This is a genomic window from Bradyrhizobium ferriligni, from assembly GCF_056837965.1.
The window spans coordinates 17,817-27,298 of sequence record NZ_JBXEJO010000102.1; the positions used below are offsets into that span (position 1 = coordinate 17,817).

Annotated in this window: 8 protein-coding genes; 6 read left to right on the forward strand and 2 right to left on the reverse strand. The window is 65.0% G+C overall.

Features of this window, described 5'->3' with window-relative positions; all coding sequences use genetic code 11:
• Nucleotides 1-3: 3 nt before the first annotated feature.
• The 3 genes from AC1VNY_RS38870 to AC1VNY_RS38880 all read left to right on the forward strand — a co-directional run bounded on the left by AC1VNY_RS38870 (nucleotide 4) and on the right by AC1VNY_RS38880 (nucleotide 3,593).
• A complete protein-coding gene (locus tag AC1VNY_RS38870; RefSeq protein WP_482409137.1) occupies nucleotides 4-1,368 on the forward strand; it encodes an LLM class flavin-dependent oxidoreductase in 1,365 nt (454 codons plus the stop codon).
• A 12-nt stretch (nucleotides 1,369-1,380) separates the two neighbouring features.
• Nucleotides 1,381-2,178: a fumarylacetoacetate hydrolase family protein gene (locus tag AC1VNY_RS38875; protein ID WP_482409138.1), complete on the forward strand. Its 798-nt coding sequence runs from the start codon at nucleotides 1,381-1,383 to the stop codon at nucleotides 2,176-2,178.
• Between the two features lie 233 nt (nucleotides 2,179-2,411).
• Nucleotides 2,412-3,593 (forward strand): serine hydrolase domain-containing protein, encoded by a 1,182-nt coding sequence (locus tag AC1VNY_RS38880; RefSeq protein WP_482409139.1) that lies wholly within the window; start codon nucleotides 2,412-2,414, stop codon nucleotides 3,591-3,593.
• A 54-nt stretch (nucleotides 3,594-3,647) separates the two neighbouring features.
• Here the strand turns inward: AC1VNY_RS38880 and AC1VNY_RS38885 are convergent, their stop codons facing one another.
• Entirely contained in the window at nucleotides 3,648-4,568 is a 921-nt protein-coding gene (locus AC1VNY_RS38885; protein WP_482409140.1) for a LysR family transcriptional regulator, read from the reverse strand.
• A 184-nt stretch (nucleotides 4,569-4,752) separates the two neighbouring features.
• Between AC1VNY_RS38885 and AC1VNY_RS38890 the strand changes: the two genes are divergently transcribed.
• Both AC1VNY_RS38890 and AC1VNY_RS38895 read left to right on the forward strand, forming a co-directional pair.
• Complete coding sequence (locus AC1VNY_RS38890; protein WP_482409141.1) at nucleotides 4,753-5,100, forward strand: hypothetical protein; 348 nt, start codon at nucleotides 4,753-4,755, stop codon at nucleotides 5,098-5,100.
• A gap of 60 nt (nucleotides 5,101-5,160) precedes the next feature.
• Complete coding sequence (locus AC1VNY_RS38895) at nucleotides 5,161-5,661, forward strand: hypothetical protein (protein WP_482409142.1); 501 nt, start codon at nucleotides 5,161-5,163, stop codon at nucleotides 5,659-5,661.
• 213 nt (nucleotides 5,662-5,874) lie between these two features.
• Here AC1VNY_RS38895 and AC1VNY_RS38900 read toward each other — a convergent pair whose 3' ends face one another.
• A complete protein-coding gene (locus AC1VNY_RS38900; RefSeq protein WP_482409143.1) occupies nucleotides 5,875-6,330 on the reverse strand; it encodes an Lrp/AsnC family transcriptional regulator in 456 nt (151 codons plus the stop codon).
• A gap of 156 nt (nucleotides 6,331-6,486) precedes the next feature.
• Between AC1VNY_RS38900 and AC1VNY_RS38905 the strand changes: the two genes are divergently transcribed.
• The gene (locus AC1VNY_RS38905; RefSeq protein ID WP_482409144.1) at nucleotides 6,487-9,468 is read left to right on the forward strand and encodes an indolepyruvate ferredoxin oxidoreductase family protein; all 2,982 of its coding nucleotides are present in this window, start codon (nucleotides 6,487-6,489) and stop codon (nucleotides 9,466-9,468) included.
• The last annotated feature ends 14 nt before the right edge of the window (nucleotides 9,469-9,482 follow it).

Below are 9,482 nucleotides of genomic sequence, written 5' to 3' on the forward strand. Positions count from 1 at the left end.
GACATGACACGGCAAATGGCGCTGGTTGGCTTTTTGCAGGCGCAGAACTGCACCAACCTGCCGGGCTCCTGGCGCCACCCGGAGTCGCGCGACGATTCGATGTCGGCGGACTACTATCAGGAGATCGCGCGCATCCTGGAGCGCGGCAAGTTCCACATGGCGTTCTTCGACGATCGTCTCGCAATGCCCGATCGCTACGGCAACGATCACGCCCACACCGTCGAATACGGCATCCGCTGCGTGAAGATGGATCCGATCGTGGTGCTGACCACGATGGGCATGGTCACCACCAAGCTCGGCCTCGCCTCGACCGCCTCCACCACCTATTTCGAGCCGTTCGACGTCGCCCGCCGCTTCGCCACGCTCGACCTGATGACGGGTGGCCGCGCCGCCTGGAACGTGGTGACCTCGGTCAATGACGGCGAAGCGCTCAACATGGGCCGCGAGCAGCATCTCGAGCACGATCACCGCTATGACCGCGCCGACGAGTTCATGGAGGTGGTGCTCGGCCACTGGGACGCCTGGGAAGACGGTTCGCTGGTGATCGACAAGAAGAGCGGCCGCTTCGCCGATCCGACCAAGGTGAAGCGGCTCGACCACAAGGGCGCGTTCTTCACCTCGCGCGGCCCGTTCACGGTGCCGCGCTCGCCGCAGGGCCATCCCGTCGTGATCCAGGCCGGCGCCTCCGGCCGCGGCCAGCGCTTTGCCGGGCGCTGGGGCGAGGTGATCTTCACCGCGGCGCGCAACCTCGCCAATGCCAGGCAGGGCTATGACGCGATCCGGGGCGAAGCCGCCAAGGCCGGGCGCGATCCCGACCAGATGTTCCTCTGCAATCTGATCACGCCGGTCACCGGCGCGACCAAGGCCGAGGCCGAGGACCGGATGGCGGTGATCCAGAAGCTGCCGCTCGAGATCGACGCGCTGTCGCTGCTCGCCGAAGGCCTCAACTTCGATTTCGGCGCCAAGCCGATCGACGAGCCGCTGACATCAGAGGAGCTGCAGGGCATGCAAGGCATGCTCGGCATCCGCGACGGCGTGCTGCGGACCTCCGGCAAGAGCAATCCCTCGACCCGCGACTTCATCACCTTCTCCGGCCGCGGCCAGGTGCAGGACGCGATGGTCGGCGGCCCAAAGGAGATCGCCGATCGGCTGGAGGAGATGTTTGTCAATCGCGGCTGCGACGGCTTCGTCGTCGCGGCGAGCTATGTGCCGGGCTCCTATGCCGACTTCGTCAACCACGTGGTGCCCGAGTTGCAGAAGCGCGGGCTGTTCCACAAGGACTACGCCGGCACGACGCTGCGCGACAATCTCGGGCTCAAGCGCCCGGCCGCGGGCGCCTGGAAGACCCACGCGCAGGCCGCGGAGTAGAAGGACATCACCATGCGCTGGCTGAAATTCACCGCCGCGGGTACGACCGCGAGCACCACCTCTTGGGGCCTCGTCGAGGGCGACACCGTCACCACCGTCAACGGCGATCCGTTCGGCGAATGGAGCAAGACGTCGAAGACGCATGCGTTGAAGGACGTCAAGATCGAGCTGCCGCTGATCCCGCGCACCTTCTATTGCGTCGGGCTGAACTACTTGAAGCACCTTAAAGAGGCCGCCGACAAGGCCGGCACCGTGCCGAACGTGCCTGACCGTCCCGAGATCGGATACCGCGCGCAGAACGCGCTGATCGCGCACGACGAGAATGTCGTGATCCCGGCTGGTGCCACCGAGAAGATCCATTACGAGGGCGAGCTCGTCGTCGTGATCGGCAAGAAAGCCAAGCATCTGACCGAAGCCAACGCGATGGACTGCGTGTTTGGCTACACCATCGGCAATGACGTCTCCGAACGCAGCTGGCAGAAGGCCGATCGCGGGCTGTGGCGTGCCAAGAACGCCGACACCTTCAAGCCGATGGGCCCGTGGATCGAGACCGATGTCGACCTCGACCGCATGGAGACCGCGATCCGCGTCAACGGCAAGGAGACCGGCCGCTTCCGCACCAACGAGATGATCTTCGGCATCGTGCCCTTCCTCGTCGAGCTTTCAAAATACTTCACGCTGTCGCCCGGCGATGTGATCTGGATGGGCACCGACGGCGCCTCGCCGGACTTGAAGGACGGCGACGTGGTCGAGATCGACATCACCGGGATCGGGACATTGCGGAACCGATTCGTGAGGGAGAAGGTGTGAGGTTGCGCCTACGCGCGCGCCTCATTCTCAATGTCGTCCCGGCCTAGTGCGCAATTGCGCACTAGGCCGGGACGACGGCGAGTTTGTGGCGGCGCTTGTGGATCATACATCCGCATTCTCGCGACATCATTTGCCCGACGGGCCATCGTGACGTGATCACACAGCCGTTCGCATCGTGACAACACAGGGCGAAGCGCAATAAGGTCCGCGCGCACTCATCAGACAAGTCAGCCATGCCACTTTCACGCCGAACGTTGCTTCAGGGCACCCTGCTATCGGCCGCAGGGATCATCCGCGGACCGTCGACCGCCCGTGCCGAGCAGCCCGCGGAGCTTCCGACATCGGAGCAACGCAAGCAGATGGCTGACCTGGCCGCCGACTTCATGAAGGACTACGACGTACCGGGTCTTTCGATCGCGATCGCAATCAAGGGAAAGCCCGCTTATGTCGAGGCGTTCGGGGTTGCGGATCGGGAGACCGGCGAAGCATTGACCCCGCAGCACCGCTTCCGGATCGCGAGCATATCGAAGCCGGTGACCTCGACCGGGATCTTCACCCTGGTCGAGGCCGGCAAATTGCGGCTCGGCGACTATGTGTTCGGCGCAAGCTCAATTCTCGGCAAGGACTTTCCGACGACACCCACGCTGCAAAGCCTGATGCCGTCAGGCGTGTCTCGCTCCCATGTCGAGCAGATCACGATCGAGCATCTCTTGACCCACACCACCGGGACCTGGGGAAACCAGTCTCGCGATCCGATGTTCATGAACCAGAACCTGAAGCATCGCGAACTGATCAGCTGGACGCTGGAGCATATGCCGCTCACCAGTCCGCCGGGCGAAGCCTATGCCTATTCGAACTTCGGCTATTGCATCCTCGGCCGCGTGATCGAGAAGCTGAGCGGCCAGAGCTACGAGCAATACATCAAGGATGCCGTCCTGAAGCGATGCGGCATCACCGACATGCAGATTGCCGGCAATACGCTGAGCGAGCGCGCAAGCAACGAAGTGAGGTACTACAGCCAGACCGGCGATCCCTACCGGATGAACGTCGCCCGGATGGATTCGCACGGCGGCTGGATTGCGACGCCGGGCGATTTGACGACGCTGTTCGTCCATATCGACGGCTTCAAGGACACTGAGCAGCTGCTGACCGACGACAGCCTGCGCGTCATGAGCACCCCCAGCGCCATCAACCCCCGCTACGCCAAGGGCCTGTTCGTCACCGCGAACAACAATTGGTGGCACAACGGCCTGCTGGACGGAACGACGACGATCTCGGTGCGAACCAGCGGCGATTTCTGCTGGTCGGCGTTCACCAACACCAGGTCGCGGGAAGGCATGACCCGCGCCCTCGACCTGCTGGTCTGGCACATGGTCAAGACGGTGCCTGACTGGCATCCTCAGAAGCGCGCTTAGGCCCTCCCGTCATTCCGAAATGACCTGAACGAGCAATGCAAATCCGGGCTCCCCTCATCGCGCGGCCCCAGGCCTGCTCTTCACGTGATCGATGAAGGCGCGCAGCTTCGGCATGATCTGGCGGTGGCCGGGATAATAGAGGAACACGCCCGGCGTGGTCGGCGCGAATGCATCCAGCACGCGGACGAGCTTCTTCTCCTTCACGGCGCCTGATACCAGCGGCGCGGGCACTTGCGCCAGTCCAACACCTTCGATGGCGGCGCCGACCAGCGTCGGGAAGTCATGGCCGATGAACGATCCCGACACGGCAAGCTCGATCGAACGGCCATTGTCGTTCAGCGACCATGGCGCGAGGCCACCGTTCGATCGCCGGAGCCGCAGGCACGCATGCGCGCGCAGATCATCCGGACGCTTGGGGCGGCCGCGGCGCGCGAGATAGTCCGGGCTGCCGACGATGGCAAACGGGAACGGCTTGGTCAGGCGAACCGCGACCATGTCCGGGTTGATGAACTGGCCCATGCGGATGCCGGCATCGAAGCCGCCGGCGGCGAGGTCGACCAGTTCCTCGCTGGCGGCGAGCTCGACCTCGATCTCGGGATACGCCTTGCAGAACGAGGCGATCAGCGGCTCCAGCAGGATCGGCACCACCGAGCGCGGCACGGTGAGGCGCAACAGCCCGGCCGGCTTCTGTCCGAGTTCGCGCGCCGCCCCGCTCGCCGCGACCAACTCCTCGAATGCCGGTCTTGCGCGCGCCAGAAATCGTTCGCCGGCGTCGGTCAGCCCGACGCTGCGGGTAGTGCGGATGAACAACACGGCGCCGAGGCGCGCCTCGAGCGCGCGCACCGCCTGGCTGATCGCCGACGGCGTGACGCCGAGCTCGGCCGCCGCGCGGCGAAAGCTGCGGTGCTGGGCGACGGCCAGGAATGCCTCGACGCCGTCGAGCGCGCCCTGCCGGACTGTGAAGTTCTGCTTCATGGCCTGTGAACATTATCGCGAATAGTCGCTCGCAGAAAGCCACCTTACATCGGAGCCACTAGCAGCGCGAAGCACGCTGACCCACGCGATCACGACATCCGTCGTGAACGGAGACCTGCGACCGATGCAAGCAATCCGTCACACAATCCTGGCTCTCACCCTCACTTTGACAGGCACCACTTCCATGACCGCTCCCTCCTTTGCCCAAGCTCAAGCCCAAGCCACCTCCACCGTCACCACCGGCGTGATGGTCATCCTCACCGCGAAAGCCGGCGTCACCCGCGATCAGGTGATGGCCGTGATGCCGGACGAAATCCGGCAGACCGTGCAGCTCTATCTCAACGGCAAGATTCGCGAATGGTATTCGCGGTCCGACGGGCGCGGCGTGGTCCTGCTGCTTGATGCCAAGGATGCCGCCGAGGCGCACGCGATCATGGAGGGTCTGCCGCTATCCAAGCTCGACCTGATGGATCACGAGTACATCGGGGTCGGCCCGCTGTTGCCGCTCCGACTGCTGGTCGCCAGGCCCTGAGCGTCAAGGTCCTGAACGCAAGCCAACCGAACCGATCGACAACCACAAGGGAATCCGCCGATGCCCCCGGGCTTCAATCTTCCATTCGTCCTCAGCGTCGCCGGTGCGTTTCTGACAAGTGCTGTCGTGGCCGTCACCTATGTCTGGCCGGCGGTCCGCGCGATGCCACGTGATAACGCGCTCAGACTGCTCGCAGCGTTCCATGCGTTCAGGTTTCTGGGCATGAACTTCATGGTGGCCGGCTTCGTGTCGCCGCAATTGAGCGCGGATTTCGCCAACGAGGTCGGATGGGGCGATCTCGCCGCGGCCGGTCTCGCGCTGCTTGCCATGGTCGCGCTGTCCTGGCGCTGGGCGATCGCGATTCCGATCGTCTGGGTGTTCAACGTCTGGGGCACGCTGGATCTGCTCAACGCCTATTACAACGGCGTGAAGATCGGCGACCCCGGCCTGTTCGGCGCCGGCATCTATATTCCGGCGCTCTACGTGCCGCTGCTGCTGGTCAGCCATGTCATGGTGTTCATGCTGCTGACGCGCGCCAAATCGGCAGAACAGGCGGCATGACCCGTATCCTCGTAGGATGGGTAGAGCGAAGCGAAACCCATCCTACCGACTGGTTCGACCGTCATCCTGAGGTGCGAGCGGAGCGAGCCTCGAAGGATGCACGGCCCGGCTGGTGGCCGTTCGCCCTTCGAGACGGCCGCTACGCGGCCTCCTCAGGGCGACGGGACAAAAATTGAGCGCGCGGCCCCATCATCATCGTCCGACCACATCACCTCAAAACGGCAACGCCACGCCGGTCTTGATCTCCTTCAGGATCACGTTGGTGCGGACGTGGCGGATGCCGGGGATGCGGAACATGAACTCGTCCAAGAATCTATTGTAGGCGTCCATGTCGCGCACCACGACGCGCAGATGATAGTCGGCGTCGCCGGTGGTCGCGAAACATTCCAGCACCTCGCGGCGCTTCATCACCCGCGCGACGAACTCGTCGACGAACTTCACGTCGTGCCGCTCCAGCGAGACGTGCAGGATCGCCGAGGTCGCAAAGCCGGCGCGCTCGCGCGCGACCAGCGCCGAATACCCCGAGATGACACCGGACTCTTCCAGCGCACGGACCCGGCGCCAACAGGCGGAGGTCGACATCCCGACGGTTTCCGCAAGCTGCTGGTTGGTGGCGCGGCCGTCCTTCTGCAGTTCGGCGAGGATTTTCTGGTCCTGCTCTTCAACCATCGCGAACCTCCGGTTTGGTAAATTCTACCGATTTGTATCACTTTCAGCAACATCATGCCGATTTTTCCACGACGAATGAATGGATAGGTAAGACCTACCAGGCCCACAGGAATAGCCTTGTCGGATCAGACATCGCGATTCCCGGAGGGGTCAGTCATGGGCCAGATGCCGTTGCTCGACGCCTACCAGCTGTCCGAGCGCTACAGCCGCGACCGCGGCCGCGTCTTCCTCACCGGCACGCAGGCGATCGTCCGCATCGCGCTCGACCAGGCGCGGCGCGACCGCGCCGCCGGGCTCAACACCGCGGGCTTCATCTCCGGCTACCGCGGCTCGCCGCTCGGCGGCGTCGATCTCGAACTGTGGAAGATCGGCGAGCAGCTTAAGGACAGCCGCATCGAATTCCTGCCCGCGGTCAATGAGGACCTCGCGGCGACCGCGGTGCTCGGCTCGCAGCAGGTCGAGACGCAAAGGGATCGCGAGGTCGATGGCGTGTTCGCCCTGTGGTACGGCAAGGGCCCCGGCGTCGACCGCTCCGGCGATGCGCTGAAGCACGGCAATGCCTATGGCTCCTCGCCGCATGGCGGCGTGCTAGTCGTCGCCGGCGACGATCATGGCTGCGTGTCGTCCTCGATGCCGCACCAATCCGACGTCGCCTTCATGAGCTGGTTCATGCCGACGCTGCATCCGGCCGATGTCGGCGAATATCTCGCCTTCGGCGAATATGGCTACGCGCTGAGCCGGTTCTCCGGCATGTGGGTCGGCTTCAAGGCGATCTCGGAGATCGTGGAATCCGGCGCCTCGGTCGAGCTGCGGCCGCCGCGCCGTTTCGTGCAGCCGGATTTCGTGCCGCCGCCCGGCGGCCTGCATTATCGCTGGCCGGATCTGCCGGGCCCGCAGATCGAAGAGCGGCTGGAGGCGAAGAAGCACGCGGTCTACGCGTTCGCGAAAGCCAATCCGATCGACCGTCATATCTACGATATCAAGGATGCGAGCTACGGCATCGTCACCACGGGCAAGGCGCATCTCGATTTGATGGAGGCGCTGCGGCTGGTCGGGCTCGACGAGGCGACCTGCCGCCGCTTCGGCATCGACATCTACAAGGTCGGCATGGTGTGGCCGCTGGCGCTGCACGATGCGATGGAGTTTGTGACGGGCAAGCGCGAGATCCTCGTGGTCGAGGAGAAGCGCGGCATCATCGAGAGCCAGTTCAAGGAGTATTTCTACGACTATCCCGGCGCCAAGCCGGAGCGGATGGTCGGCAAGCATGACGAGAGCGGCGCGCGGCTGATCTCCTGGACCGGCGAATTGTCGCCGCGCATGCTCGCCGACGTGCTCGCGCGCCGGCTCGATCCGATGTTTCCGGAATTGCAATTGGCCCGCCGCGTCGCCGCGCTGGTACCCGAGAGCGACCGCGTGATCGCGGTCCCGGGCGCGACCCGGACGCCGTATTTTTGCTCGGGCTGCCCGCACAGCACCTCGACGAAAGTGCCCGAGGGCTCCAAGGCGCTGGCCGGCATCGGCTGTCACTTCATGGCAAGCTGGATGGACCGCGAGACCTCGTCGCTGATCCAGATGGGCGGCGAAGGCGTCAACTGGGCGGCGTCGTCGAAATTCACCGGCAACAGCCACGTGTTCCAGAATCTCGGCGAAGGCACCTACTATCACTCCGGCTCGATGGCGATCCGGCAGGCGATCGCCGCCAGAGCCAACATCACCTACAAGATCCTGTTCAACGACGCGGTGGCGATGACCGGCGGTCAGCCGGTCGACGGCCCGGTCAGCGTGCAGGCGATCGCGCACTCTGTCCGCGCCGAGGGCGTCGCGCGGATCGCGCTGGTGTCGGACGATCCCGCGCGTTTTTCGCCGGCCGACCTGCCCGTGGGCGTCACCATCCATCCGCGCGAGGAGATGGATGCCGTGCAGCGCGAGCTGCGCGCGATTTCCGGCGTCACCGTGCTGATCTATCAGCAGACCTGCGCCACCGAGAAGCGGCGGCGGCGCAAGCGCGGCACGATCGAGGATCCCGCGCGCTTCGCCTTCATCAACGACCTCGTCTGCGAAGGCTGCGGCGACTGCTCGGTGGAATCAAACTGCCTCAGCGTCGAACCGAAGCAGACGCCGTTCGGCCGCAAGCGCCGGATCAACCTCTCGACCTGCAACAAGGATTTTTCCTGCCTCAACGGCTTCTGCCCGAGTTTTGTGACGATCGAAGGCGGCAAGCGGCGGGCGAAGACGGCAAGCGCAATCGATCCGCTCGCGCGAGCGGCGGCACTGCCGGTGCCGGAGCTCGCGGGACTGGAGCGGCCCTACGATCTCCTCGTCACCGGCGTCGGCGGCACCGGCGTCATCACCGTCGGCGCGCTGATCGCGATGGCCGCGCATCTCGAGGGCCGCGGCGTCTCGGTGCTCGACTTCACGGGCTTCGCGCAGAAGTTCGGCCCCGTGCTGAGCTATCTGCGGCTGGCGGCTACGCCCGACGCGCTGCACCAGGTGCGGATCGACCAGGGCGCGGCCGACGCGCTGATCGGTTGCGACCTCGTGGTGAGTTCGTCGGCAAAGGCGTCCGGCACCTATCGCAAGGGGATGCGCGCTGCGGTCAATATCGCCGAGATGCCGACCGGCGACGTGGTGCGATTTCGCGATGCCGACCTCGCCTCGCCGGTTCGCTTGCGCGCCATCGAGCGGGTGATCGGGTCGGGCAACCTCAGCACGATCGACGCCAACGCGCTGGCCGAACGGCTGCTCGGCGACAGCGTCTTTGCCAACATCATGATGCTCGGCTTTGCCTGGCAGCAGGGCCTGGTGCCGGTCTCGCTGGAGGCGCTGACCCGCGCGATCGAACTCAACGGCGTCGCCATCGAGCGCAACAGGCAGGCGCTGGCCTGGGGCCGCATCGCCTTTGCCGATCCGGAGTTTTTGCCGAAGGCTGACGGCACTGCGGTCGATGTGCCGGAGACGCTGGAGCAGATAATCGCGCGCCGCGCCAACTTCCTCAGCGAGTATCAAGACGAGGCCTATGCCGCGCGGTATCGGGCGACAATCGACCGCGTGCGTCGCGCAGAAGCGGCGCTGGGCAGCAGCCGCAACGAAGGTGCGCCCCCTCTCCCGCTTGCGGGGGAGGCCGGATCGCATCGATAGATGCGATCCGGGTG